We start from the raw sequence: 25,526 nt of genomic DNA, 5'->3' as shown, positions 1-25,526 counted from the left end.
TCAGCGGTGCAGCCACATGCGGATCGCAAGGAGCAGCTGCTCGGTGTTGACGGGTTTTGCCAGATAATCGGAGGCGCCAGCTTCGAGACACTTTTCGCGGTCTCCCTTCATGGCTTTCGCGGTCAACGCGATGATGGGGAGCCGGACGAAGGCGGGATTTTGCCTAATGACGCCGATCGTCTGGTAACCATCCATCTGCGGCATCATGATGTCCATCAGGACGATCGAGATCGCGGGATTGCTCTGCACCAGGTCGATCGCTTCGCTTCCGGTGGTCGCCGTCAGCACTTTCATGCCGCGGCGTTCCAGCACGCTGGAGAGAGCAAAGATGTTGCGGGCGTCGTCGTCGACCAGCAGCACCGTCTTGCCGATCAGATCTTCGTCGGAACTGTTCAGCTTCTCCAGCATGCGCTGCTTCTCGAGCGGCAGTTCCGTAATCACACGGTGTAGGAACAACGACGTCTCGTCGAGCAGCCGCTCCGGCGACTCGACGCCCTTGACGACGATGCTGCGCGCCATCGTATGCAGTTCCGCATCCTCCTCGGCCGACAATTCCCGCCCGGTGAAGACGACCACCGGAACGCTCGATAAGAAATCGTCGGAGCGCAATTGATCGAGTACGTCGAACCCGCTCATGTCTGGCAGCCGCAGATCGAGAACCACGCAATCGCACGGCGCGCTGCGCAGCGTCTCGAGCGCCGAAGCTCCCGTATCCGCCGCGATGATCTCGATGTCGTCGTGATCCAACAGCTGGCGGATGCTGAGTTGCTCGGCCGCGTTGTCCTCGACGATCAGCAGCCGCTTGCGTCGCGGCTTGGCGTATTCCTTGATCTGCGACAGGGCCGCGCTGACGCCTTCCGTTGTCGTGGGCTTGCTGACAAAGGAGAACGCGCCACGCGCCAAAGCGTGCTGGCGGTCTTCGTCGAGCGTGATGATCTGCACCGGGATGTGCCGCGTCAGCGGATTATGCTTGAGCTGGCTCAGAACGGTCCAGCCGAGCATGTCCGGCAGGAAGACGTCGAGAGAGATCGCGGCCGGTTGATACTGCTTGGCGAGGTCCAGCGCCTCGGCGCCGCGGCCGGCGATCAGCACCTTGAAGCCCTTGTCGCGCGCGAGGTCGATCAGGACGCGCGCGTAGTGCGGATCGTCCTCGACCACGAGCAGGATCGTATCGCCGGGTTCGAGATCGAGACGATCGTCCGGCGGGGGCTCGATCCCGCGCTCCGGCGCGGCCGCTTGCTGTAGGGCTGGGGGTTGAACATAGGGAACGGGCGATGCTGGACTGACGCGGGGCGTCGTTGCGGGACCTGAATATTTGAGCGGCAGATAGAGCGTGAAGGTGCTGCCCTTGCCGGGTGCGCTCTTGAGATGGATCTCGCCGCCCAGGAGGTTGGCGAGCTCGCGGCTGATCGCGAGCCCGAGGCCGGTGCCACCATATTTGCGGCTCGTGCCGGCATCCGCCTGCTGGAATGCCTCGAAGATCAGCTTCTGCTTGTCTTGCGGAATGCCGATGCCTGTGTCCGAGACTTCGAACGCGATCACGGCCGGTGCAGTGTTGAGCACCGGATGTTCTGCGCTCCATCCGCCGAGCGCCGCAGACACCTTCAAGCGCACCCCTCCTTCGGCGGTGAACTTGAAGGCGTTCGAGAGCAGATTCTTCAACACCTGCTGCAGGCGCTTGGAATCCGTGACGATGCTACGCGCAAGGTTCGGGTCCACGTCGATGTTGAAGGCGAGCAGGCGATTTTCCGCCTCGTGGCGGAACGGACGTCCCACGGTTTCCAGGAGGTTGGTGGTGAGGATCTCCTCGGCATCGACCGTCACGGTGCCGGACTCGATCTTGGAGAGATCGAGGATGTCGCTGATCAGATTGAGCAGATCGGTGCCGGCGCCATGGATGGTGCGGGCGAACTCGACCTGCTTGAGGGTGAGATTGCCGTCCGGATTCTCGGTCAGCTGCTGGCCGAGGATCAGGATGCTGTTGAGCGGCGTGCGCAGCTCGTGCGACATGTTGGCGAGGAACTCGGACTTGTACTTGGATGTCAGCGCGAGCTCGGTCGCCTTTTCCTCGAGCGCGCGGCGGGCCTGCTCGATCTCCTGGTTCTTGCGCTCGACCTCGACATTGCGCTCGGCGAGCTGTTGCGCCTTCTGCTCGAGCTGCTCGTTGGTCTGTTGCAGCTCGCGCTGCTGGGTCTGAAGCTCCGCGGCGAGCTGCTGCGACTGCTTCAACAGCCCTTCGGTCTGCATCGTGGCTTCGATCGAATTGAGCACGATGCCGATGGAGTCGGTGAGCTGCTCGAGGAACGTCATCTGCGACGTCGTGAACAAACTAAGCGACGCCAGCTCGATCACCGCCTTGACCTGGTTCTCGAACAACACCGGCAGCACCACGAGGTTCTTCGGGACGGCGCGGAGCAGGGCGGAGCCCACGGGGATGACGTCGGATGGAATCTCGGAGACGAGCCGCTGTCGCTTGTCGATCGCGCATTGTCCGATCAGCCCCTCGCCGAACTGGACGTGCGTCCGGTGAGGATAGATGCCGTCATCGGCGTATGAGGCAAGCAGGCGCAGCTGTGGCGTGGACTCGGTCTCGACCTGGTAGATCACACCGCGGTGGGCGTTCACCAGCGGCGTCAGCTCGGTCAGCAGCAGGCGGCCGACGGTGGTCAGGTCGCGCTGGCCCTGCAGCATGTTGGTGAACTTGGCCAGGTTGGTCTTGAGCCAGTCCTGCTCCGTGTTGAGGTCGGTGGTGAGCCTCAGATTGGTGATCATCGTATTGATGTTGTCTTTGAGCTCGGACACCTCGCCGCGGGCATCGACCTGGATGGAGCGGGTGAGATCGCCCTTGGTCACGGCCGTCGCGACCTCGGCGATGGCGCGCACTTGGGATGTCAGGTTGGCCGCAAGCAGGTTGACGTTGCCGGTCAGATCCTTCCATGTGCCGGCCGCGCCGGGCACGTTGGCCTGGCCGCCGAGCCGGCCCTCGACGCCGACCTCGCGGGCAACGCTCGTCACCTGGTCGGCGAAGGTCGCCAGCGTCTCCGTCATGTTGTTGATGGTTTCGGCGAGTGCTGCGACCTCGCCCTTCGATTTGACCGTGAGGTTCTGCTTGAGATCGCCATTGGCGACGGCGGTCACGACCTTGACGATGCCGCGGACCTGTTCGGTCAAATTCGCGGCCATGAAGTTCACGGTATCAGTGAGGTCCTTCCAGGTGCCGGCAACGCCCGGCACCTGCGCCTGTCCGCCGAGCTTGCCCTCGGTGCCGACCTCGCGTGCCACGCGCGTCACCTCGCCGGCGAAGGCGTTGAGCTGATCGACCATGGTGTTGATGGTGTTCTTCAGCTCGAGGATCTCGCCCTTCACGTCGACCGTGATCTTGCGCGACAGGTCGCCGCGCGCCACCGCCGTGGTCACCTCGGCGATGTTGCGGACCTGCGTGGTCAGGTTGGCGGCGAGCAGATTGACGTTGTCGGTCAGGTCCTTCCACGTGCCGCCGACGCCGGGCACAACGGCCTGGCCGCCCAACCGGCCCTCGGTGCCGACCTCGCGCGCGACGCGCGTCACTTCGGCCGCGAACGAGCGCAACTGCTCCACCATCGTGTTCAGGGTGTCCTTGAGCAGCAGGATCTCGCCGCGCACGTCGACGGTGATCTTTTTCGACAGGTCGCCGCCGGCGATCGCGGTCGCGACCTCCGCGATGTTGCGCACCTGGGCCGTCAGGTTCGAGGCCATGAAGTTGACGCTGTCGGTCAAATCCTTCCAGGTGCCCGCGACTTCCGGCACCTCGGCCTGGCCGCCCAACTTGCCTTCGGTGCCGACCTCGCGCGCCACGCGCGTCACTTCGGAGGCGAAGGCGTTGAGCTGATCGACCATGGTGTTGATGGTGTTCTTCAGCTCGAGGATCTCGCCCTTCACGTCGACGGTGATCTTGCGCGACAGGTCGCCGCGCGCCACTGCCGTGGTCACCTCGGCGATGTTGCGGACCTGAGCCGTCAGATTGCCGGCCATCGAGTTGACGCTGTCGGTGAGATCCTTCCAGGTGCCGGCGACGCCGGGCACGTTGGCCTGGCCGCCGAGCCGGCCCTCGGTGCCGACCTCGCGCGCCACGCGCGTCACCTCGCCCGCGAAGCGGTTGAGCTGATCGACCATCGTGTTCAGCGTCTCTTTGAGGCTCAGGATCTCGCCGCGCACGTCGACGGTGATCTTGCGCGACAGGTCGCCTCCGGCGATGGCCGTTGCCACCTCGGCGATGTTGCGCACCTGCGCCGTCAAATTGCCGGCCATAGAGTTGACGCTGTCGGTGAGATCCTTCCAGGTGCCGGCGACGCCGGGCACCTCGGCCTGGCCGCCGAGCTTGCCGTCGGTGCCGACCTCGCGCGCCACGCGCGTCACTTCGCCGGCGAAGGCGTTGAGCTGGTCCACCATCGTGTTCAACGTCTCCTTCAGCTGAAGGATCTCGCCGGAGACGTTGACCGTGATCTTCTTCGACAGGTCGCCCTTGGCGACGGCGGTGGCGACCTCCGCGATGTTGCGGACCTGGCCTGTCAGGTTGGAGGCCATCGAGTTGACGCTGTCGGTCAGGTCCTTCCAGGTGCCCGCGACTCCGCGCACCATGGCCTGGCCGCCGAGCTTGCCCTCGGTGCCGACCTCGCGCGCGACGCGGGTCACCTCGCCGGCGAACGCGTTGAGCTGGTCGACCATCGTGTTGATGGTGTCCTTCAGCTCCAGAATCTCGCCGCGCACGTCGACGGTGATCTTCTTCGACAGGTCGCCATTGGCGACGGCGGTCGTCACCTCGGCGATGTTGCGGACCTGCGCCGTCAGGTTCGACGCCATCGAGTTGACGCTCTCGGTGAGATCCTTCCAGGTGCCGGCGACGCCGAGCACGTTGGCCTGGCCGCCGAGCCGACCGTCGGTGCCGACCTCTCGCGCCACGCGCGTGACCTCGCCGGCGAACGCATTGAGCTGGTCGACCATTGTGTTCAGCGTTTCCTTCAGCTGAAGGATCTCGCCGGAGACGTTGACGGTGATCTTTTTCGACAGGTCGCCGCTGGCGATGGCCGTGGCGACGTCGGCGATGTTGCGGACCTGTGCCGTCAGGTTCGACGCCATGAAGTTCACGTTGTCGGTCAAATCCTTCCAGGTGCCGGCAACGCCGGGCACCTGCGCCTGGCCGCCGAGCTTGCCCTCGGTGCCGACCTCGCGCGCCACGCGCGTCACCTCGGATGCGAAGGCGTTGAGCTGGTCGACCATCGTGTTGATGGTGTCCTTCAGCTCCAGGATCTCGCCGCGCACGTCGACCGTGATCTTGCGTGACAGGTCACCGCGGGCGACCGCAGTGGTGACGTTGGCGATATTGCGGACCTGAGCGGTGAGGTTGCCGCACATCGCGTTGACGGAGTCGGTGAGGTCCTTCCAGGTGCCGGCAACGCCGGGAACGATGGCCTGACCTCCGAGCTTGCCGTCGGTGCCGACCTCGCGCGCCACACGCGTCACCTCCGACGCGAACGACCTGAGCTGATCGACCATCGTGTTGATGGCTTCCTTCAGCTGCAGGATCTCGCCACGAACGTCGACCGTGATCTTCTTCGATAGGTCGCCATTGGCGACTGCGATCGTCACCTCCGCGATGTTGCGGACCTGGCCGGTGAGATTGTTGGCCATGGAGTTGACGCTCTCGGTCAGGTCCTTCCAGACGCCCGTGACTTCGGGAACCTGGGCCTGGCCGCCGAGCTTGCCCTCGGTGCCGACCTCGCGCGCCACGCGGGTCACTTCGGACGTGAAGACGCTGAGCTGTTTGATCATCGTGTTGACGATGGTCGCCGACTGCAGGAACTCGCCGCCCAGAGGCCGGCCATCGACGTCCAGTTTCACGGTCTGCAGGAGGTCGCCTTGGGCCACGGCGGCAACCGCGCGCGTCACCTCACGGGTGGGCCATAGAAGATCGTCGATCAACGTGTTGATCGAACTCTCCATATCCGCCCAGGAGCCGCTTGCGATGCCGAACCGCACGCGCTGGCGCGTCTTTCCCTCCCGTCCCACGACCTGGCCGACGCGCTCGAGCTGCTGCGCCATCCGCTCGTTGGCCGCAATGATCTCGTTGAACGTGTCGGCGATCTTGCCGTCGATGCCGAGATAGTCGCCGCCCATACGCACGGAGAAATCTCCGGAACGCATGGCCTGGAGAGCGCGGAGCAGGTCCTGGCTGGCATCGGCCGCCTCGGCTCCGTTGCCTTGGCGGCCAAACCCTTGGCGCTCGGGCATCGGACTGGCAGCAGAATCGAGATCGCTCATCAAGTTCCCCGTGGCAGACCGTCTACCAGCAAAAATCCGAGACTCGGATAGCCGGCGGCCATAGAAGCCGCCGCAACTACTCAAATCAAGCCAGGATGCCGATTTCCAAGGCTAATGGAACCGGCCTTTACTGGCGCGAGTGCTTCAACTCCAATCCAGGAAAAGGGTTCCCATGTATTCGTCGCTGACGAAGGAGGCGATTTCCATTGGAACGGGGAAAGGGGGCGCGTCTCATTCGAGTAAGAGGAGAACCTGCCTCAAGTTCGCTATTGCTGCCGTCTTGATGCCTCCGAAGGGGACTAGCAATGGAAACCACGGCAGAGACGGGGATGCCGGAAGCAATGGCGCCGAGATGCCGACGGATCCGAAGATCCCGAGACGCCTAAGAATGCAGGCCCTTCACGTTGGCAGTGTCGCGTCGCTTCTGAGCAGGACCCGCGCTGCAACGTGCGCCATGTTCCACCAGCGCAGAGCGAACATTAATATCGTGTAACAGAGTTGCGGCGGTCCGCCGTGGCTCCCAGCTGATTGAGATGAAACGATCGGATCTTTTCAGAGAGAACGCAGACAACTGTCTCCAGCTCGCGGAGCGCGCCGACGGAGAGCCGGCGTTCCGGCGCTATCGACGCATGGCCCAAGGTTGGAAAGCGCTCGCGCTCCAGCAGGATTGGCTCGATGGCGAAATCGCACCGCTCGGCGAGTACCGGACCGCGCTACATTGCGCTGCTGACGGCCTTTAGCCTGGCCTCGGCCGTCGCCGCGTTCACGACGATTCGTCAGGTGCATACGGAAGCGTATTCGCTGCCGCAGCCCATCACCCACATCTGAACCAGCGGCAGCCGAACTTCTCCATCTTCTCCATCGTGGCCCCGCCGGAGACCTGAAGCGGCGTCCAGATCGGCCCGGGCGCGACGGCGTTCACGCGTATGGCCTTCGGTCCGAGCTGCTTGGCCAACGACTTCACATAGTTCATGGGTCGCCGCCTTTGTTCGCGCATAGTCGTAGAGATCCGCAGAGCCATCATAGGCCTGCTCGGACGAGGTGCCGATGATGACCGATCCCGGCTTCAGATGGGGCAGGGCGGCCTTGATGATCCAGAACGGGGCATAGATATTGGTTTTCATCGTCGCGTCGAAATCTTCGGACGAGACATCCAGGGTCGACTGACGCGTCTGCTGCCGCGCGGGTGTTATTGACGACAATGTCGAGTCCGCCGAGTGCTTCGACGGCCTGTTGCACCAGCCGCCGGCAGAACGTCTCCTCTCGAGGGACGTGGTCAACAGCCTGAGATCGCCAACGTTTCGTTTGGATCGCTCAAAGCACCGTGTTGCGCCAGATGCGCGGTCGGCTCTGCGGCCTGTTGGCTCAAGGAGGGAACGAACAGGCGCGGCCCGCGTCGTTTCGATCGAATCGCAGCGGCGTCAGCGCTATCCAATCCGGCGCCCTTCGTGGATCACCAACCAAGGAGAGCCATCCGATGGCGCAGCAAGGCCAAGGCATCGTCAGGACAGGACGCGGTGAGGATCAGCCCGCCGACAAGGAGCGTGCGCAGCAGGTTCATAAGACCACATCTCCGGATGCTCCGTCCCGCGAGGCGACACGTCATCCCGAGCAGGACGGTAACCCGTCGGAGGCCGACTGAGAGCGCTTCAGGCTCTTGGGAACGGCCGGTGACGGCCGAACGTTATCGATCCACTCGCACCGGGAGGACCACATGACGTCGATGCTCGATGAACGCGAATATGGCAACCTGATTGGAAGCGACAAGGTCGAAGGCACGGCCGTTTATGGCGCCGACGACACCAAGATCGGCACCATCGAACGCGTGATGATCGACAAGCTGAGCGGGCGGGTCTCGTATGCCGTCCTGGGCTTCGGCGGTTTCCTCGGGCTTGGGAATGATCACTACCCGTTGCCCTGGCAATCCCTGAAGTACGACACGCGACTCGGCGGCTACGTTACCGGCGTGACCGAGAACCAACTGCGAGGCGCGCCGAAATATTCCGACGAGCGTGAGTGGGACTGGGGGGATGCCGGGGCGGGGCGCAAGGTCGACGACTATTACGGCGTCCAACTCGCGTAGGACCGCCGATCCCGTTCATTGCCCTGGCGAGGATTGCTGACGAACGTGGCGCGTAGCGGCCATCGTCAGCGATCTCCGATGAATCTCAGGCGGCCGGCGGCTGAGCGCCGCTTTCGGCCGCCGATCCAGCCATCATGCCGCGGCGGCTCGACAGCCAGATCGGGATCTCGCGGTAGCAGGTGCCTTTTTCATTCATCTCCGCGACCGTCCACCGGCTCGGATGCCGTTCCTTGCCGACGAAGACCCAGTCGTCGGCGGCGGGCGGCGGCTCATTCGGCCTCGTCCTCAGCCATGCCGAACGAGCTCCTTTCGGCAAGCGATCCTGCTTCATCTGATAGAGATCATATACTGGTGAACGCATGACGCTACTCGTCCTCAAGCAACCGCAATCCTCAACACCCTCAGCGTGTCGCGTCGTCGCGGCGGAATTGTGGGAGCGGCGCGGCCAAGCTGTGCAAAAGCACGATCAAGCCTGCAATGGACGGCATCTGCCATATTCTTCGCGTGGCGCGTATCACTTCGAAAAGGCGACGCGCGGGGCCGTTCAACAACCCCGCGAGCCCGGACCGACGCCGATTGCGTCCGGCAATGAAGAGCCGCCAGCCTCGACCGGCAGACTGATCAAATCAGAAGAAGGCGTAGCTGAGATCGAGACCGTAGGTGGCGTGGAGAATGAAGCCAAACGCAGTGGCGCCGCAGAGCATCAGGATCGTGCGCAGCTTCTCGGAGTCGATACGAGTCTCTTCGAGATGGGTCGGGAGAGCCTTGATGAGTGTTGTCATTGTGGGACCTCTGTACGCGAAACGAAGACGGAGAGTGAGTTTTGAAAAGTATATCCGAGGTTGTTAGATCCCGTTTCTGGGGAGGTGGTTTTTGTAGGGCCCCAGAAGAGTTCTAATTGTGAAAGAGGAACCCAGCATCGTGCAGTTTTTGGGGCAAAGTTGCGGAAAGTAAATGATCAGTAAATTAAATCTGAGGTTGATATTAGTTGCGTGCAGTATTGTTGCACGTTTTGGCTGTTGAAAGAAGCTGCCAGGTTGCGGAGACGCGGCGTCGCACGTTTTTAAGCCAAATTCCTTCAGGGAAGCGGTTTAGGCGCGCTCAGCCTGCGCGGGCCGGTGCCGATAAGCACTGTCCGAGGTACGACGCCAATGCGGTTGCAAAAGCAACTCGAAGTATAGAGGCAGCCCACCTCGACCTCGGCCGATTTGTGGCGAGGTGTTAACGGCTATGGCGATGTCGCCACTCGCTCGCCGGCTTCTTTGGCATGACTGGTATCATGTGAGTGGTGACGACGGAAGGCGGTCGCTGAAATCTCGCGGGTGGGTGTGCTCATCAAACAACAGCCGCACAATCATCGAGCGTGGATCCCGCGTGCGTCTCGCGTCGAGCCTAGTTGAGGCGTCAGCGTGGCAGGCGTTTCGTGGATGATGATCGCGGGAGTACGCGCGGCACGTCTGCCCGCGTGACGACAGCGCGTTGCTAGGCCGGGGCAATCAAGGCGGAGGGCTGGTCAGTCACGGACACACAAGCGGTCCTTGTGTCGAAAGCTGCGTCGGGCGGGGGCGCGCTGGCGCAGTGAATGATCCGGCTTGCCGGCATGTTGGCCTTGACGGTGCTGCCATTCTCTCTGGCGCGTCGGGCTTCCAATCACCGCCTCGAAGTCAGCACCGGGATCGGGACCGAGTGCGAGTTCTCTTGATGCTCGCGGGATGCACCCCCGCAGGCGAATGGCCTCCCGCTGGGCCTGCGATCCGTCGGCGTCCCCACGCGGCGGGACCGTGGGATAGTGCGGCAATTCGGATACACCAACCAAGAACGGTATTTCCGTGTGTTTCGGAACGTTGCAATCCATTTGCGGACATGTCAGCAGGTAACTCGTTAGGGCGAACGGCCCGCCCAGGCTACCAGCATGACGCGCACAAAGGATTTGGAGTACCGGCCGGACATCGATTGGCTGCGCGCCGTAGCCGTGATTTCGGTCATTGGATTTCATTTCGAGTTGCCAGGCTTTGGCGGCGGGTTTGTCGGCGTCGATATCTTCTTCGTCATCTCCGGTTATGTGATCTCCCGGCTCATCTGGACCGGCATTCAATCCAATTCGTTTTCGTTCATCGCCTTCTACGAACGAAGGGCGCGGCGCCTGCTTCCGGCGCTCTACCTGATGATTGTCGTCACCGGGATAGTCGCGTGGTTCTTTGCGCCTCCTGGCGACTACCGAATGTTTTTCGGAAGCGCGGTCTCGACGCTTCTGTTTTCGTCGAACATCTTCTTCTGGTCGCAGACCGGCTATTTCGATCTTCCAACGATCGGGAAGGTTCTCATCCACACCTGGTCATTGTCGGTGGAGGAGCAGTTCTACTTCCTGTTTCCGGTTGTGACTTGGCTCTGGAGCAGGCTGTTTCCCGACCCAACGTCGAAGCTGTCGCTCGGACTGGTCGTCACCGGAACGGTTGCGCTGTGTGTTCTCGATGAGCTTTGGATCAAGCAATCGCCCTCTGCCGCCTTCTACATCGCCCCGCTGCGGGCCTGGGAGTTTTTGATCGGAAGCATCGCGTTCTTTCTGCATCGATGGTCACCGGTCAGAAGCGAGGCGCGTCTCATCCTTGCGACAGCCGGCATGGGCTCCATGCTGATTCCCGTGGTCATCTTCCGCGCGGAGACACGATTCCCCGGGTTGCATGCGCTGATTCCCTGTCTCGGTACTGCGTTCTATATTGTCGCCTTCAATCAGGAGCAGGGCAGGCCCCGGCTGCCGTTCCGCGAGACCGGAGCCTTCCTCGGCCGTCTGTCCTATTCGCTCTATCTTTGGCATTGGCCGGTGTTCGTCCTCGGCAGGGCCGCGCTGCCGCTCGATGTCGCGACCTCGGCGTTTGCTACCGCCGGGCTCCTGCTGTGCTCGCTGCTGCTGGCCTATCTCTCTTACGTCATCGTCGAGCGGCCGGCACGCGCGCGAACGGAGTGGGTTGGCGTGCGTGGCTCCCCGGTGATCGCGGGCATTGCCGTCGTCCTGATCGCGGTCGGAGTTCACGGCATCGCTCATGACGGCTACGCCGATCGCTTCCCGCAATCCCAGGCACGAATGCTCCGGTACGATTCCCGGACGATGGAGCCGTTCTATCGTGCGCACAGCTGCTTCTTGCAGCCCGATGAGCCGCCATCGGCCTACGACTTTGATGCGTGCCTGAAGCCGGCCGCAAACAAGCGCAACATTCTGCTCGCCGGCGACAGTCTCGCCGCACATTATGCCTGGGGATTGCGCAGCTACCTATCCTCCGATGCCTATCATCTTCTGCAGCTTACGTCAGCGGCCTGTCCCCCGTTCGTCGAGCTCAAGCTGAGCACCTCGCGAAACTGCAACGACGTCAATCAGCTGCTACGCGATCAGATCAGGGCCCACGGCTTTGACGGCGTCGTTCTTTCCGGCAATTGGCGCGCCTATCTCGAAACCTACGGCCAGCCTCCTGCACGGCGCGTCGATCGGTATTTGAACGCGCTGCTGGCGGCAGCTCAGGAAGCCGGCGTTCCAGTTCTGCTCCTCGGTCCTTCGATCGAGTTCCCCGCTCCCTTGGCTTCGACGTTGTTCAACCATGAGCAGACGCACGTCCCAATCGGCAATTCGCTCTTGCCGAGAGAGGGGGCGTTCAAGGCGGACGACCGTTTGAAGGAGATCGCCAGCGCGTATCCGCTCGTTCAATACGTTTCCATTCTCGACACGATTTGCAGCAAGAGGCGTTGCCCGCTGACGATCGACGCGGAAACGCCGATTGTTTGGGACACCATCCATTTCACCCCGGAAGGGTTGAGGTTTGTCCTTTCGCAACTCGCGCCGCAACTGGATGCGTTCTTGCGGAGACTTGAGCAGCCCGCCGAGACCGGAACGCACGAACTCATGGCGGGTGACGGCCCGACGGCAACCCGGAACGTCGCTCCATCCCAGGTTCAATGATGAGGAGCGATCGAGCACGGGACCTGCGGGAGCCATGAACCTTCGACTGGGGTCGCGCGTTCGCCTGCCGCTGATGGCGGACGCTGCCTTCGCTGAGCCGCGAAGGTGGTTCAACGTCATGTTTTCTCAAGCCGTTGGGGACGACAGACATGAATCCGATCATCAAGGCCATGGCTGTGCTTGCATGCGCCGCGTGCTGGAGCAACGCCGCGCCGGCCGAATCGGTGCGCTGGAACACCTATAGGATCCCGGAGACCGGCACGTCGGTCGACATTCCCGTCTCGATCTTCAGCGACACGGCGGGCCAACCCGGGGGCTATGGCCAGCGCTTCCAGACCGCGGACGGTCGCGCCAATCTGACCGTGCAGTCGATGCCCAATGACACCCGGGAGTCGCCGGCGCGATTCCTCGCCCAGAAGAACCCGCCGCCGAACATCCAGTACAAGCGGATCACCTCGCGCTTCTTCGCGGTGTCGAGCTACAAGGGCGACTACGTCTGGTATAATCGCTGCAACTTCGTTGGGGGCTATGTCCACTGCGTGCTGATCAACTACCCCCGGGCCTGGGAGCGCGATTGGGACGGCATCGTCACCCGCATCAGCCTGTCGCTGAATCGGAGCTGAGCGGGACGCCCATAGCGAAGCCTGGGACCGGCGGCTTTGATCCGCCTCAATGATACCGTCGGGCTCCGTCGCATAAACTTCGGCTTCATTTCAGCCGCCGCTTACAGACGAGCCCGCCCCTCATGGCCGCCGCGTCCTTCACCGTCCGGGCCGAAAGCGCCAGCGCGATCGCCACCATCAGGTGCCGCAGCGCGCAGGATGCGCTGCTCACGGCAAACGCCTATCTGCGTCTCGGCGCTGCCTGCGTCAGCATAGAGACGCCGGGTGGACAGAGGATGAGCCCAGACCGGCTCGATGCGCTGCTCAACGATTCCGGCGGGCGCATCGGCTTGTGAAGCCGGGCGTCATGCAGATCGGCAATCATCGCTGGCGTGATCGCGACGGCCTGCCCGGTGCCTCCCGGGAGCACATCCAGGTTCAGGGTGACGACGCTTCGATGCGGTCGTCGGGCAGCGCCGTCGGCCACGAGACATCCGCGATATAGGGGCCGTAGAGGACGTCCTGACGCCGCTGGTAAATGATCGTGAGGGCGACAGCGGCGATGAAACAGATTGCGGCAAACATGGCTAGTTCAAACATGGTTCAACTCCATCGCCCAAGACGTGGCGGATGAAGGGCGTCGGCGTCAAATGGAAGCCGCCATTAAGCTGAAGAGCAAAGCTTGATGCGCGTTGGTTTTCCGGACGAGCAGTCTGCAAGCAGACAGCCAAAGTGGGTCGGCGGCGCCCGCGCGGCTCAATCTCGGATCGAAATTCCGGCCACTCGGCCGCGAGCTACTCCGCGACGGTCGACTGATCGGTATTGAGCTCTGGAAACATCGCCCGGCAGCTCAGGCAATAGGATTCGAAAATGAAGCTCAGCAACGCGGACATCGGTAACCCCTACGGTCGATTTGATGTTCGGCAACATGCCGGGGGTCTGTTTCACGACGACTTCGTAGGCGCGGCGAAATGGTTTCGATCGGCTCGAGGAATGTTTCGTCCTGCGCGGGGGAGGGGCGATTGATCAGCGACTGTGACGTCATCATCGACCAGCCCGGCTCATCCGCAGTTCAGGACGTGGGCGCGTGCAAGCTCCTGAAGATGAAGTTGTTGCAGTAGTCCTTTCGCTTCCAGAACCATTCGCCATCGGCGCGCTGGTGGATCTCCGGGTCGAAGGCGGACAACGGAAGCAATCTCCCGCGGCTCAGGAATTGGCCTCGATAGCCAAGACCCCGCAGGAGCAAGAACGTCTCCTTCACCCTGTCGAGCGTCGCCAGGCGGTGGTCGCACTCGACCACGATCAACGGCCGGCATCGGCGCAAGGTGCGCTCGGCGCCGCGCAGCACGTCGAGTTCGGCACCCTCGACGTCGATCTTGATCGCAGACACGTTTCCCGTATCGGGGAGATAGTCGTCCAACGACGTCGTCTGCACCTGGATGGCCTTCGAGGTCTCGGCGGGGCGGAGCAGCGAGGCCCCGGGCTGGTGCCCCTCGGGCACGAACAGGGTCTTCTTGCTGGAGCACGAATAGACGGCGCGTGGTTCGACCACGACGTTGTCGAGCGAGAACCGCTTGCAGAGCCGCGCCAATCTTTCGGCCAGGTCCGGCTGGGGCTCGAAGGCGACGACCCGCCCCGGCGCCGACCACCGCGCCAGCCAGTAGAGAAAACTGCCCTTGTTGGCGCCGATGTCGCAGACGACGTCGCCGCGCCGGATGTGACGCCGCAGCTCGGAAAGCTCCGTCTTGTGGTCGCGGAATCTGGACCGCAAAATTCTCACCAGAAACCGGGATGCCTCATGTTTCGCCAACCGAGCCCCCCAATGCCATGGCTACGCATCCGCCAAACGAAGGCAAGCTTGGGTGCGCACGCCCTGTCGTTCACGGCAATGTTTCGAAATGGACGAGCGGCGGGGCGCCACGATGGCGCTGGCGTGGCGATTGGCGATCCCAGCAGGACTCGAACCTGCAACCCGCGGAGTAGAAATCCGCTACTCTATCCAGTTGAGCTATGGGACCGTCGTCGCGACGTGAACGGCACGGGCGGACGTCGCGGGATGACTCCCCGAGGCGAAGCCCCGCCGGTACGGCCATCCCATAGCATGGGTCATATGAAAAATCTTCCGTTTCGCCAAGACCGTCCGAACCGGATACGGGCCGGCGGCGACCAAGCGGAGGCGGAGGAGGGTCATCAAGGGCCGTTCGCGCGTCAGCGGCGCTGGTCAAACGGCTGCCGCGGTCTTTGCCGGTATGCCATGTCCTGTGAACATGTCCTTTGAATTGCCGTTGATGAACAGATTTTCCCGGCCGCGGCCGCCTGCCGATGGCAGCCAAGGCCACGGGTCGCTATCTTGGCCCCTACAACTCTTGCCATCAGTCCGTCACCATTTCGCGTCCATTCTCGCCACCAATCGGCCAAACACGGGCGTCGATCCGTGCACCGCCAGGACCTGTCCGGAAATCTTTCCAGAGAACTTTCAAAGAGCCGTCCAAGGAGCTGTCCCATGATCGGTCTGGTTCGCGCCGCCGCCCTCTGCGCCATCATGGCGCTCGGCCTCGTGTCCGCCCATGCCGCCGACAAGGCGTTCAAGCGCGACGACTTGGCCGACGCCGCCATCAAGCTGGAGGCGCAGATCAAGAGCGAGGCGGGGGCGGTCAACAAGCCGCTCGCGACCTTGCGCACCGACGCCGATGCTGCGCTGCGCCGCAACGACCTCCGAACGGGTCTGCAAATCCTCGGACAGATCGCCACAGTGGCCCCGGATGATTCCGGTAATTGGCTGCGGCTGGCGCGCACCGTGCTCAACCAGATCAAGCCGATCAACTCGTCGGAGCAGACCTTCCTGCTGGAGCGCGCCTCGACGGCGGCCTACATCGCCTACCAGCGCGCCGGCAATGCCGGCGAGGAGGCGGACGCGCTCGCCGTGCTCGGCAAGACCATGGCCGAGCGCAAGCTGTGGCGGCCGGCGCTCGATACACTCAGGATGTCGCTCGAGCTGCGCGAGATCGCCGACGTCCGAGGACAGTATGAGCGGATGCGCGACGAGCACGGCTTCAAGCTGCTCGACTATACCGTTGACTCGGACTCGGCGAGCCCGCGGGCCTGCTTCCAGTTCTCCGAGGATCTCGCCAAGCGCACCGACTTCTCGCCGTTCGTGGCCCAGGCCGGCACCGACAAGCCGGCGCTGACCGCGGAGGACAAGCAGCTCTGCGTCGAGGGCCTCAAGCATGGCGAGCGCTACAACATCAACCTGCGTGCCGGGTTGCCGTCAGGCGTGAAGGAAAGCCTGCCGAAATCGGCCGAGTTCAACATCTATGTCCGCGACCGCAAGCCGTTCGTGCGCTTCACCGGCAAGGCCTATGTGCTGCCGCGCACCGGCCAGAAGGGCATTCCGCTGGTCAGCGTCAACACGCCCGCCGTCAACATCAACGTCTTCCGGATCGGCGACCGCAACCTGATCAACACCGTCATCGACAGCGACTTCCAGCGGCCGCTGTCGAGCTACCAGCTCACCGATCTCGGCGACCAGCGCGGCATGAAGGTGTGGAGCGGCGAGCTCTCGACCGCGATGACCCTGAACCAGGACGTCACCACCGCCTTTCCGGTGGATCAGGCGCTCAGCGACATGCAGCCGGGCGTCTATGTGATGACGGCCGCGCCGAAGGGCCCGACCAGCGGCAATGACGAGGACAGCGGCGGCCAGCTCGCCACGCAATGGTTCATCGTGTCCGATCTCGGTGTCGCCGCGTTTTCCGGCAATGACGGGATCCATGTGTTCGTCAATTCGCTGGCGTCCACCGATCCGGTGGCGCGCGCCGAGGTGAGGCTGGTGGCGCGCAACAACGAGATCCTGGCGACCCGCAGGACCGATGAGGCCGGGCACGCGCTTTTCGAGACGGGGCTGGCGCGGGGCGAGGGCGGGCTGTCGCCGGCGATGCTCACGGTGGTCGGCGAGAAAGCCGACTACGCCTTCCTCAGCCTGAAGACGACCGCCTTCGATCTCTCCGACCGTGGCGTGTCCGGCCGCGAGGCGCCGGCCGGGCCGGACGCCTTCGTGTATTCCGAGCGCGGCGTCTACCGGTCCAGCGAGACCGTCTACCTCACGGCGCTGCTGCGCGACGGCAAGGGCAACGCCATGACCGGCACGCCGCTGACGCTGGTGGTCGAGCGCCCGGATGGAGTCGAGTTCCGCCGCGCCGTGCTGCCTGACCAGGGTGCCGGCGGGCGGTCGTTCAGTGTGGCGCTGAATTCGGCGGTGCCGACCGGCACCTACCGCGTGCGCGCCTTCACCGATCCCAAGGGGGCGTCCGTCGGCGAGACCACCTTCATGGTCGAGGACTACGTCCCCGAGCGGCTGGAATTCGACTTGTCGTCCAAGGACAAGCAGATCAAGGCTGAGACTCCTGTGGAGGTGAAGGTCGACGGCCATTTCCTCTACGGCGCGCCGGCCTCCGGCCTGCAGCTCGAGGGCGACCTGCTGGTGACGACCGCCTCCGAGCGGCCGGGCTTCCCGGGCTACCAGTTCGGCGTCGCCGACGAGGAGAGCGCCTCCAACGAGCGCACCCCGATCGAAGGCATGCCGGAAACGGATGAGAAGGGCGCGGCGACGTTCCCCGTGAGCCTGTCCAAGCCGCCGTCCTCCAGCCGGCCGCAGGAGGCGCAGATCTATGTGCGGATGGCTGAGACCGGCGGCCGGGCCGTCGAGCGCAAGCTGGTGCTCCCCGTGGCGCCCAAGGCCGCGCAGATCGGCATCAAGCCGTCGTTTTCCGGCAAGAGCGTCGGCGAGGGCGAGAAGGCCGAGTTCGACGTCGTGTTCGTCTCGCCCGAGGGCAAGACGCTGGCGCGCAATGGGCTGCGTTATGAGCTGCTCAAGATCGAGTCGCGCTATCAGTGGTACCGGCAGAACGCTTATTGGGAGTACGAGCCGGTGAAGTCGACGCGCCGGATCGGCGATGGCGACGTCACGATCGCCGCCAACAAGCCGGCGCGGCTGAGCTTCCTGCCGGAGGCCGGGCGCTATCGCCTCGACGTCAAGTCGGCGGATGCCGACGGTCCGGTGACGTCGCTGCAGTTCGACGTCGGCTGGTACACCGACGGCAGCGCCGATACGCCGGATCTCTTGGAGACCTCGCTCGACAAGCCGCAATACCAGTCGGGCGACAGCATGGTCGTGACGCTCAATGCGCGCACCGCCGGCAAGCTGACGGTCAATGTGCTCGGCGACCGGCTGCTGACGACGCAGACCACCGAGGTCAAGGAGGGCACCAACCAGGTCAAGCTTGCAGTCGGCAAGGACTGGGGCACTGGCGCCTATGTCGTGACGACGCTGCGCCGTCCGCTCGATACGGCCGCGCAGCGCATGCCGGGCCGAGCGCTCGGCGTCGCCTGGTTCGGTATCGACAAGTCGGCGCGCACGCTCAATGTCGCGCTGACGCCCCCGGCGCTGGTGCGTCCGGGCTCGGCCTTGAAGATTCCGGTCAAGATCGGCGGGCTCAATCCCGGCGAGGACGCCAAGGTCGTGATCGCCGCAGTCGATGTCGGCATTCTCAACCTCACCAACTACAAGCCGCCGGCGCCGGACGACTATTATCTCGGCCAGCGCCAGCTCTCGGCCGAGATCCGCGATCTCTATGGCCAGTTGATCGACGGGATGCAGGGCACGCGCGGCCAGATCCGCTCTGGCGGTGACTCTGGCGGCGCCGAGCTGCAGGGCTCGCCACCGACGCAGAAGCCGCTGGCGCTGTATTCGGGCATCGTCACCGTCGGGCCCGACGGAACTGCCGAGGTCAGCTTCGACATTCCGGAGTTCGCCGGCACAGCGCGGGTGATGGCGGTGGCGTGGAGCGCCACCAAAGTTGGCCGCGCCAATGTCGACGTCACCGTGCGCGATCCCGTGGTGCTGACCGCGACCCTGCCGCGCTTCCTCCTGTCAGGCGATCGCGGCACGCTGTCGTTCGATGTCGACAATGTCGAAGGTGCGCCCGGCGACTACGTCGTCAGCGTGAAGGCGGGCGGTCCGGTCAAGGTGTCCGGCAATGCCAACGTCACGATGAAGCTTGCGGCCAAGCAGCGGGCGTCGGCGACCCTGTCGCTGGACGCCAGTGGCACCGGGCAGGCGCAGCTGGATGTCGACATCAAGGGCCCCAATGGGCTGGCGCTGGCGCGGCACTATCAGTTCGACGTGAAGCCGGCGACCCAGGTGCTGGCGCGTCGCTCGATCCGCACACTCGCGAAGGGTGAAAGCCTGACGCTGACATCGGACATGTTCTCCGATCTCGTGGCGGGCACCGGCACGGTGTCGCTGTCGGCGGGGCTCTCGACCGCGCTCGATGCGGCGACCATCCTCAAGGCGCTCGACCGCTACCCCTATGGCTGCTCGGAGCAGATCACGAGCCGCGCGATGCCGCTGCTCTATGTCAACGAACTCGCGGCCGGCGCGCATCTCGCGATGGACACCGAGGTCGACCAGCGCATCCGCGACTCGATCGACCGGCTGCTGGCGCGGCAGGGATCCAACGGCTCGTTCGGGCTGTGGTCGGCAGGCGGCGATGATCCCTGGCTCGATGCCTATGTGACGGACTTCCTGACCCGCGCCCGCGAGAAGGGCTTTGCGGTGCCGGACGTGCTGTTCAAGAGCGCGCTCGACCGCGTCAGGAACTCGGTGGTGAATGCCGAGGAGCCGGAGAAGACGGGCGGCCGCGATCTCGCTTATGGCCTCTACGTGCTGGCGCGCAATGGCGCGGCGCCGATCGGCGACCTGCGCTATCTCGCCGACACCAAGCTCGGCAATCTCGCCACCCCGATCGCCAAGGCGCAGCTTGCCGCGGCGCTGGCGCTGGTCGGCGACCGCGCCCGTGCCGAGCGGGTCTATGCCGCCGCGGCCGACAGCCTCGCGCCGAAGCCGGTCTTGGTGTTCGGCCGCACCGATTACGGCTCCGATCTGCGCGATGCGGCAGCGCTGGTGTCGCTGGCGGGCGAGGGCAATGCGCCGCGCGCGACGCTGACGCAGGCGGTGGCCCGCGTCGAGGCCGCGCGCGGGCTGACGCCGTACACCTCGACGCAGGAGAATGCGTGGATGGTGCTGGCGGCGCGCGCGCTCGCCAAGGAGACGTTGACGATCGACGTCAACGGCCAGGCCGTAAAGCAGGCGATGTACCGCAGCTACAAGGCGGCGGAGCTCTCAGGTCAGCCGCTGAAGATCACCAACACCGGTGATGCGCCGGTGCAGGCAGTGGTCTCGGTCTCCGGCTCGCCGCTGACGCCGGAGCCGGCCGCGTCGAACGGCTTCAAGATCGAGCGCGTCTACTACACGCTCGACGGCAAGCCGACCGATATCAGAACCGCGAAGCAGAACGACCGTTTCGCTGTCGTGCTGAAGGTCACCGAGGCCAAGCCGGAGTACGGCCACATCATGGTGTCGGACTATCTGCCGGCGGGGCTTGAGATCGACAATCCGCACCTGGTGTCGTCGGGTGACAGCGGCACCTTGGACTGGATCGAGGACGGCCAGGAACCGGTCAACACCGAGTTTCGCGATGACCGCTTTACCGCCGCGCTCGACCGCGCCGCGGATTCGAAGGCGGTGTTCACGGTCGCCTATGTCGTGCGTGCGGTGTCGCCCGGCAAATACGTGCTGCCGCAGGCCTATGTCGAGGACATGTACAATCCCTCGCGCTATGGCCGGACGGGCACCGGCTCGGTGGAGGTCCGCGCGGCGAAATGAGCGAGGGGGGGACGAGCGATCGTGAGTTGGGTGGCAAGACGGACCTACACACTCCGTCATGCCCGGGTTTGACCCGGGCATCCACGCTCTCTCCGCGCACTCCGAACGACGTGGATGGCCGGGACAAGCCCGGCCATGACGGCAGGAGAGGGCGGGGCGTCAAACGGCTGTTCGCCATTGCGCTCGCATTGGTCGCGTCGGTCTCCGTCGCCATCACCGCCTGGACCATCTCCCTCGGCCCGCTGCCGCTGCAGGAAGCTAAGGCGGTCTCCACCACCGTGGTCGACCGCCACGGCAAGCTGCTGCGTGCCTATGCGATGGCGGATGGGCGCTGGCGGCTGCCGGTCAGCGCGAAGAAGGACGTCGATCCAACCTATCTGAAGCTGCTGCTGGCCTATGAGGACCAGCGCTTCTTCGACCATCACGGCGTCGATCCGCGCGCGCTGGCGCGCGCGGCGATTCAGCTCGGCTCGCACGGCCACATCGTGTCCGGCGGCTCGACCATCACGATGCAATTGGCGCGGCTGCTCGAGCCCAGGCGGCAGCGCTCGCTGCATGCCAAGCTCCGGCAGATCGTGCGCGCGCTCGAGCTCGAGCGAAAGCTGAGCAAGGACGAGATCCTCGATCTCTACCTGACGCTGGCGCCCTATGGCGGCAATCTCGAAGGCATTCGCGCCGCCTCGATTGCATATTTCGGCAAGGAGCCGAAGCGGCTGTCACTGGCGGAAGCGGCCCTCTTGGTGGCGCTGCCGCAGTCACCGGAGACGCGGCGGCTCGACCGGCAACCCGAGGCCGCTCGACGCGGCCGCGACCGCGTGCTCGACCGCGTGGTGTCGGAGAACGTGATCTCCGCCGAGGACGCGGCGCAGGCAAAGGCGCAAGTCGTTCCGGCCTTCCGCAAGCCGATGCCGATCCTGGCGCCGCATGCCGCCGACCAGGCCTCGGCGGCCGTCAAGGATCAGCCGATCATCCGCCTGACGCTCGATGCGTCGCTGCAGAAAGTGCTGGAGCCGCTGGCGCGCGATCGCGCCATCGCATTGGGACCGAACATCTCGGTCGGCATCATCGTGGTCGACAATGACAGCGGCGACGTGCTCGCCCATGTCGGCTCGGCGGATTATTTCGACGAGAAGCGGGCAGGGCAGGTCGACATGACCCGCGCGGTGCGCTCGCCCGGCTCGACCCTGAAGCCCTTCATCTATGGGCTCGCCTTCGAGGACGGCTTCGTCCATCCGGAAAGCCTGATCGAGGATCGCCCGGTGCGATTCGGCTCTTATGCGCCGGAGAATTTCGACATGACGTTCCAGGGCACGGTGCCGGTGCGCAAGGCGCTGCAACTGTCCCTGAACGTGCCCGCGATCGTGCTGCTCGATCGTGTCGGCGCCAGCCGGCTGTCGTCGCGACTGAAGCAGGCCGGCGGCAATCTGGTGCTGCCGAAGGACGAGGCGCCGGGCCTCGCCATGGGCCTCGGCGGCGTCGGCGTGACCTTGCAGGACCTCGCCCAGCTCTATACGGGCTTTCCGCGGCTCGGCACCACCAAGCCGTTACGCGAGATCATGACGACTGACGGCGCGCAGGATAACGCGCGCGAGCCGATGCGGCTGATGGATTCGGCGGCCGCCTGGCAGGTCGGCAACGTGCTGCTGGGGACGCCGCCGCCGGAAAACGCAGCCCGCAACCGGATCGCCTTCAAGACCGGTACCAGCTACGGCTATCGCGACGCTTGGTCGGTCGGCTTCGACGGCCGCGTCACGATCGGCGTCTGGGTCGGCCGGCCTGATGGCGCGCCGGTGCCCGGCCTGATCGGTCGCGTCGCCGCGGCGCCGATCCTGTTCGACGCTTTTGCCCGCAGCGGCAAGCTGCCAGCAACATTGCCGAAGCCGCCCAAGGGGGCACTGGTCGCCAGCAATTCAAAGTTGCCGCTGCCGCTGCGCCGGTTCCGGCCGATCGGCGAATTGGTGCGGACCGGCGCCGAACAGGCGCCGCACATCCAGTTCCCGCTGAACGGCTCGCGCATCGATGTCGACCGATCCGCGGGACGCGAGGCATCGGTGATGCCGGTGAAAGTGTCGGGCGGCGTGCTGCCGCTGACCATGCTGGTCAATGGACTGGCCGTCGGCGAGATCGATAGCCGCCGCCAGCGCCTGATCGATCCGCCCGGGCCGGGCTTTGCCCGCCTCACCGTGATCGATGCCACGGGCGCTGCGGACACAGTTGTGGTCAGAATCCAGTGAGGGTTCGCTAAGCGGTTGTCGGCATGGCGGTTTCAGCGTATTCGGAACCCCATGGTCGAGACCTATGCCCGCCCCCGTTTTGGAGAGCCGCGCGAGCCGAAGAACCTGGTCAATCCAGGCAATCGGCTGGTGCGGATGATCGATGCCGTCACCGTGAGCCACACCAGGGCGGCGGCGTTCCTGCTCGTCTGCGGGCTGCTGTTGTTCCTGCCGGGCTTCTTCACGATCCCGCCGATCGATCGCGACGAGGCGCGCTTCGCCCAGGCGACCAAGCAGATGGTCGAGAGCGGCGATTACGTCGACATCCGCTTCCAGGACGACGTGCGCTACAAGAAGCCGGTCGGCATCTACTGGTTGCAATCGGCCGCGGTCGAGACGGCGTCGGCGATCGGTCTGCCGCGTGCGCAACTGCGCATCTGGGTCTACCGCATTCCCTCGCTGATCGGCGCGATCGGCGCGGTGCTGCTGACCTATTGGACCGCGCTCTCCTTCGTGACACGGCGCGGCGCCGTGTTCGCCGCCTTGCTGATGTGCTGCTCGGTGCTGCTCGGCGTGGAAGCCCGGCTCGCCAAGACCGACGCGATGCTGCTGTTCACCGTGGTGGCTGCCATGGGTGCGCTGGCGCGCGTCTATCTGTCGTGGCAGCGCGGCGAGGATCCGGTGCATCCGCCCTGGGGACCGCCTGCGATCTTCTGGACGGCGCTCGCCGGCGGCATCCTGATCAAGGGCCCGCTGATCCTGATGTTCGCGGGACTGACGATCGTGGCCCTGGCGATCATGGATCGCGGCGCCGGCTGGCTATCGCGTCTGCGCCCTCTGTGGGGACTGATGTGGATGCTGGTGCTGGTGCTGCCCTGGTTCGTGCTGATCTTCCTGCGCGCCGGCGACACCTTCTTCGCCGACTCCGTCGGCGGCGACATGCTGAGCAAGATCGGCGCCCAGGAGTCGCATGGCGCGCCGCCGGGCCTCTATCTGCTGCTGTTGTTCATCACCTTCTGGCCCGGCGCGCCGCTGGCCGCGATGGCGGCGCCTGCGGTGTGGCGCGCGCGGCGCGAGCCGGGGGCGCAGTTCTTGCTGGCCTGGCTGCTTCCGTCCTGGATCGTGTTCGAGGCGGTGCTGACCAAGCTGCCGCATTATGTGCTGCCGCTGTATCCGGCGATCGCGATCCTCACGGTGGGCGCGCTGGAGCGGCGGGTGCTGGCGCGCAACTGGCTGCGGCGCGGCGCGGCCTGGTGGTTTGCGATTCCCGCCATCACCTCGGTGGTGGCCGTGATCGGCGCCATCATCGTCACGCACCAGCCGGTGTTCCTGGCCTGGCCGTTCGTCGCGGCGTCGCTGATCTTCGGCCTGTTCGCCTGGTGGCTCTATGACGACGGCCGTGCCGAGCGCTCGCTCTTGAATGCCGGCGTGGCGGCGATGTTCCTGGCGTTCGTGGTGTACGGCGCCGTGCTGCCGGCGCTGACGCCGCTGTTTCCCAGCGCGGAGATTGCGCGCGCTCTCCGCAACGTGGTCTGCGTCGGGCCGAAGGCGGCGGCGGCAGGCTTCCACGAGCCGAGCCTCGTCTTCATGACGGGGTCGTCGACGCAGCTCACCGACGGCTCCGGCGCTGCCGACTTCCTCAGCCAGGGCACCTGCCGCTTTGCTTTGGTCGAGCAGCGCACCGAGCGCGCCTTCGTGCAACGGGCCGAAGCGATCGGGCTGCGCTACAACGTCGCCAAGCGCATCGACGGCTACAACATCTCGCAGGGCCGTCCGGTCTCGATCGCGATCTATCGCTCGGAGGGCACCGAATAGATGTCGGCGCCCGACAGCCCCGCGCGATCGTCAGGCTATTTCGCCCAGCTCGCGCTGGTCGGCAAATTCTCGCTCGGCCGGCTGGTCCGCCAGCCGCAAACGGCGCCGGAGGCCGCGAGCCGGCAACGCCTTGGGCGCGAGCTTCTCCTGCTCGGCGCCATCGGCCTGAGTGTGATCCTGATGCTGATGTTCGCGTTCGATGCTTACGAGATCGGGCTGGTGCCGGCGCGAGGAACACCGAGCCTTTGGCCGGTGCGGATCATCACCGAGTTCGGTCAGGATGAATACGTGCTGGGACTGTTGGCCGTGAGCGTCGTCGCGACGATCCTGATTGCGCCGCTGTGGCCGGAAGCCAGCCGCAGCCGTCTGCTCAATTTCGCGACCCACGTTCAATACGCCTTCTTCGCGGTGCTGAGCGCGGTACTTGCTGCCCAAGTGCTGAAATACATCATCGGCCGCGGCCGCCCCTTCGTCGGCGGCAAGGCGAATGCCTTCAATTTCGACCCGTTCAACGGCACGCCGGCCTATTTCAGTATGCCGTCCGCGCATGCGGTGACGGCATTCGCGCTGGCCTTTGCAATGTCCGCCATCTGGCCGCGGTTGCGCGTTCCCATGTTCATCTATGCCGTCGTGATCGCCTTGAGTCGGCTGGTGCTGCTGGCGCATCATCCGAGCGACGTGGTCGCCGGCGCCGTGGTGGGATTGGCCTGCGCCATGCTCGTCCGCTACTGGTTCGCAGCTCGTCGGCTCGGCTTTCGTCTCGGCAAGGACGGCCAAATCGTACCGCGCTAAAGGGGTTGATAGCGGGCCCCAAGCCCCATAAGAAGCCTCCGCCGGAGCGCCC

The 25,526-nt window shown here is 64.7% G+C and carries 15 protein-coding genes, 1 tRNA gene and 1 pseudogene; 10 read left to right on the top strand and 7 right to left on the bottom strand.

Annotation, left to right across the window (positions count from 1 at the left end):
• On the bottom strand, positions 1-6,180 hold the full coding sequence (locus QX126_RS06575) for a HAMP domain-containing protein (protein WP_315770875.1): 6,180 nt from the start codon (positions 6,178-6,180) through the stop codon (positions 1-3).
• Positions 6,181-6,830: 650 nt separating this feature from the next.
• Between QX126_RS06575 and QX126_RS06570 the strand changes: the two genes are divergently transcribed.
• Positions 6,831-7,037 carry a hypothetical protein gene (locus QX126_RS06570; RefSeq protein ID WP_315780030.1) on the top strand — a complete coding sequence of 69 codons (207 nt, stop codon included), beginning with the start codon at positions 6,831-6,833 and terminating at the stop codon, positions 7,035-7,037.
• A 98-nt stretch (positions 7,038-7,135) separates the two neighbouring features.
• On the opposite strand, the pseudogene QX126_RS06565 reads toward QX126_RS06570, so the two are convergent.
• A pseudogene (locus tag QX126_RS06565) lies at positions 7,136-7,563 on the bottom strand (SDR family oxidoreductase); the annotation flags it as partial.
• A gap of 211 nt (positions 7,564-7,774) precedes the next feature.
• On the opposite strand from QX126_RS06565, the gene QX126_RS06560 reads away from it, so the two are divergent.
• Both QX126_RS06560 and QX126_RS06555 read left to right on the top strand, forming a co-directional pair.
• Positions 7,775-7,939, top strand: a complete 165-nt coding sequence (locus tag QX126_RS06560; RefSeq protein ID WP_315738065.1) for a hypothetical protein — start codon at positions 7,775-7,777, stop codon at positions 7,937-7,939.
• Positions 7,940-8,011: 72 nt separating this feature from the next.
• Positions 8,012-8,380: a PRC-barrel domain-containing protein gene (locus tag QX126_RS06555; RefSeq protein ID WP_315738064.1), complete on the top strand. Its 369-nt coding sequence runs from the start codon at positions 8,012-8,014 to the stop codon at positions 8,378-8,380.
• Between the two features lie 85 nt (positions 8,381-8,465).
• Here QX126_RS06555 and QX126_RS06550 read toward each other — a convergent pair whose 3' ends face one another.
• Entirely contained in the window at positions 8,466-8,741 is a 276-nt protein-coding gene (locus tag QX126_RS06550; protein ID WP_315780027.1) for a hypothetical protein, read from the bottom strand.
• A gap of 265 nt (positions 8,742-9,006) precedes the next feature.
• On the bottom strand, positions 9,007-9,162 hold the full coding sequence (locus QX126_RS06545; RefSeq protein WP_315738062.1) for a hypothetical protein: 156 nt from the start codon (positions 9,160-9,162) through the stop codon (positions 9,007-9,009).
• A gap of 1,130 nt (positions 9,163-10,292) precedes the next feature.
• Between QX126_RS06545 and QX126_RS06540 the strand changes: the two genes are divergently transcribed.
• From QX126_RS06540 to QX126_RS06530, 3 genes are all read left to right on the top strand, one after another.
• Complete coding sequence (locus tag QX126_RS06540; protein WP_315780025.1) at positions 10,293-12,329, top strand: acyltransferase family protein; 2,037 nt, start codon at positions 10,293-10,295, stop codon at positions 12,327-12,329.
• Positions 12,330-12,478: 149 nt separating this feature from the next.
• On the top strand, positions 12,479-12,952 hold the full coding sequence (locus tag QX126_RS06535) for a hypothetical protein (protein ID WP_315759349.1): 474 nt from the start codon (positions 12,479-12,481) through the stop codon (positions 12,950-12,952).
• Positions 12,953-13,074: 122 nt separating this feature from the next.
• Positions 13,075-13,287, top strand: a complete 213-nt coding sequence (locus tag QX126_RS06530; RefSeq protein ID WP_315738059.1) for a hypothetical protein — start codon at positions 13,075-13,077, stop codon at positions 13,285-13,287.
• 82 nt (positions 13,288-13,369) lie between these two features.
• On the opposite strand, the gene QX126_RS06525 is transcribed toward QX126_RS06530, so the two are convergent.
• The 3 genes from QX126_RS06525 to QX126_RS06515 all read right to left on the bottom strand — a co-directional run bounded on the left by QX126_RS06525 (position 13,370) and on the right by QX126_RS06515 (position 14,949).
• Positions 13,370-13,531, bottom strand: a complete 162-nt coding sequence (locus tag QX126_RS06525; protein WP_315774898.1) for a hypothetical protein — start codon at positions 13,529-13,531, stop codon at positions 13,370-13,372.
• Between the two features lie 472 nt (positions 13,532-14,003).
• Complete coding sequence (locus tag QX126_RS06520) at positions 14,004-14,741, bottom strand: FkbM family methyltransferase (protein ID WP_315780023.1); 738 nt, start codon at positions 14,739-14,741, stop codon at positions 14,004-14,006.
• Positions 14,742-14,872: 131 nt separating this feature from the next.
• A tRNA-Arg gene (locus QX126_RS06515) sits at positions 14,873-14,949 on the bottom strand.
• Positions 14,950-15,434: 485 nt separating this feature from the next.
• On the opposite strand from QX126_RS06515, the gene QX126_RS06510 reads away from it, so the two are divergent.
• The 4 genes from QX126_RS06510 to QX126_RS06495 are packed head-to-tail and all read left to right on the top strand — an operon-like array spanning position 15,435 to position 25,474.
• The gene (locus QX126_RS06510; protein WP_315780021.1) at positions 15,435-20,654 is read left to right on the top strand and encodes an alpha-2-macroglobulin; all 5,220 of its coding nucleotides are present in this window, start codon (positions 15,435-15,437) and stop codon (positions 20,652-20,654) included.
• Positions 20,651-22,888 (top strand): penicillin-binding protein 1C, encoded by a 2,238-nt coding sequence (gene pbpC, locus QX126_RS06505; RefSeq protein WP_315780019.1) that lies wholly within the window; start codon positions 20,651-20,653, stop codon positions 22,886-22,888. The genes QX126_RS06510 and pbpC overlap by 4 nt, the downstream gene beginning before the upstream one ends.
• Before the next feature lie 51 nt (positions 22,889-22,939).
• The gene (locus QX126_RS06500) at positions 22,940-24,682 is read left to right on the top strand and encodes a glycosyltransferase family 39 protein (RefSeq protein WP_315757541.1); all 1,743 of its coding nucleotides are present in this window, start codon (positions 22,940-22,942) and stop codon (positions 24,680-24,682) included.
• The gene (locus QX126_RS06495; RefSeq protein ID WP_315780017.1) at positions 24,683-25,474 is read left to right on the top strand and encodes a phosphatase PAP2 family protein; all 792 of its coding nucleotides are present in this window, start codon (positions 24,683-24,685) and stop codon (positions 25,472-25,474) included.
• The last annotated feature ends 52 nt before the right edge of the window (positions 25,475-25,526 follow it).

Source organism: Bradyrhizobium sp. SZCCHNPS1003, assembly GCF_032381555.1.
Classification (GTDB): domain Bacteria; phylum Pseudomonadota; class Alphaproteobacteria; order Rhizobiales; family Xanthobacteraceae; genus Bradyrhizobium.
Note: the sequence above shows the minus strand (reverse complement) of the source record. Positions and strands in the feature narration are given on the sequence as shown.

Bases quoted from the DNA above. Each gene is read 5' to 3' on its own strand.
- QX126_RS06500 (WP_315757541.1), top strand. From the start codon at position 22,940: ATGGTCGAGACCTATGCCCGCCCCCGTTTTGGAGAGCCGCGCGAGCCG.
- QX126_RS06550 (WP_315780027.1), bottom strand. From the start codon at position 8,741: ATGCGTTCACCAGTATATGATCTCTATCAGATGAAGCAGGATCGCTTG.
- pbpC (WP_315780019.1), top strand. From the start codon at position 20,651: ATGAGCGAGGGGGGGACGAGCGATCGTGAGTTGGGTGGCAAGACGGAC.
- QX126_RS06495 (WP_315780017.1), top strand. From the start codon at position 24,683: ATGTCGGCGCCCGACAGCCCCGCGCGATCGTCAGGCTATTTCGCCCAG.
- QX126_RS06510 (WP_315780021.1), top strand. From the start codon at position 15,435: ATGATCGGTCTGGTTCGCGCCGCCGCCCTCTGCGCCATCATGGCGCTC.
- QX126_RS06560 (WP_315738065.1), top strand. From the start codon at position 7,775: ATGGCGCAGCAAGGCCAAGGCATCGTCAGGACAGGACGCGGTGAGGAT.
- QX126_RS06570 (WP_315780030.1), top strand. From the start codon at position 6,831: ATGAAACGATCGGATCTTTTCAGAGAGAACGCAGACAACTGTCTCCAG.
- QX126_RS06575 (WP_315770875.1), bottom strand. From the start codon at position 6,180: ATGCGTTCCGGAGATTTCTCCGTGCGTATGGGCGGCGACTATCTCGGC.
- QX126_RS06530 (WP_315738059.1), top strand. From the start codon at position 13,075: ATGGCCGCCGCGTCCTTCACCGTCCGGGCCGAAAGCGCCAGCGCGATC.
- QX126_RS06545 (WP_315738062.1), bottom strand. From the start codon at position 9,162: ATGACAACACTCATCAAGGCTCTCCCGACCCATCTCGAAGAGACTCGT.
- QX126_RS06540 (WP_315780025.1), top strand. From the start codon at position 10,293: ATGACGCGCACAAAGGATTTGGAGTACCGGCCGGACATCGATTGGCTG.
- QX126_RS06555 (WP_315738064.1), top strand. From the start codon at position 8,012: ATGACGTCGATGCTCGATGAACGCGAATATGGCAACCTGATTGGAAGC.
- QX126_RS06525 (WP_315774898.1), bottom strand. From the start codon at position 13,531: ATGTTTGAACTAGCCATGTTTGCCGCAATCTGTTTCATCGCCGCTGTC.
- QX126_RS06535 (WP_315759349.1), top strand. From the start codon at position 12,479: ATGAATCCGATCATCAAGGCCATGGCTGTGCTTGCATGCGCCGCGTGC.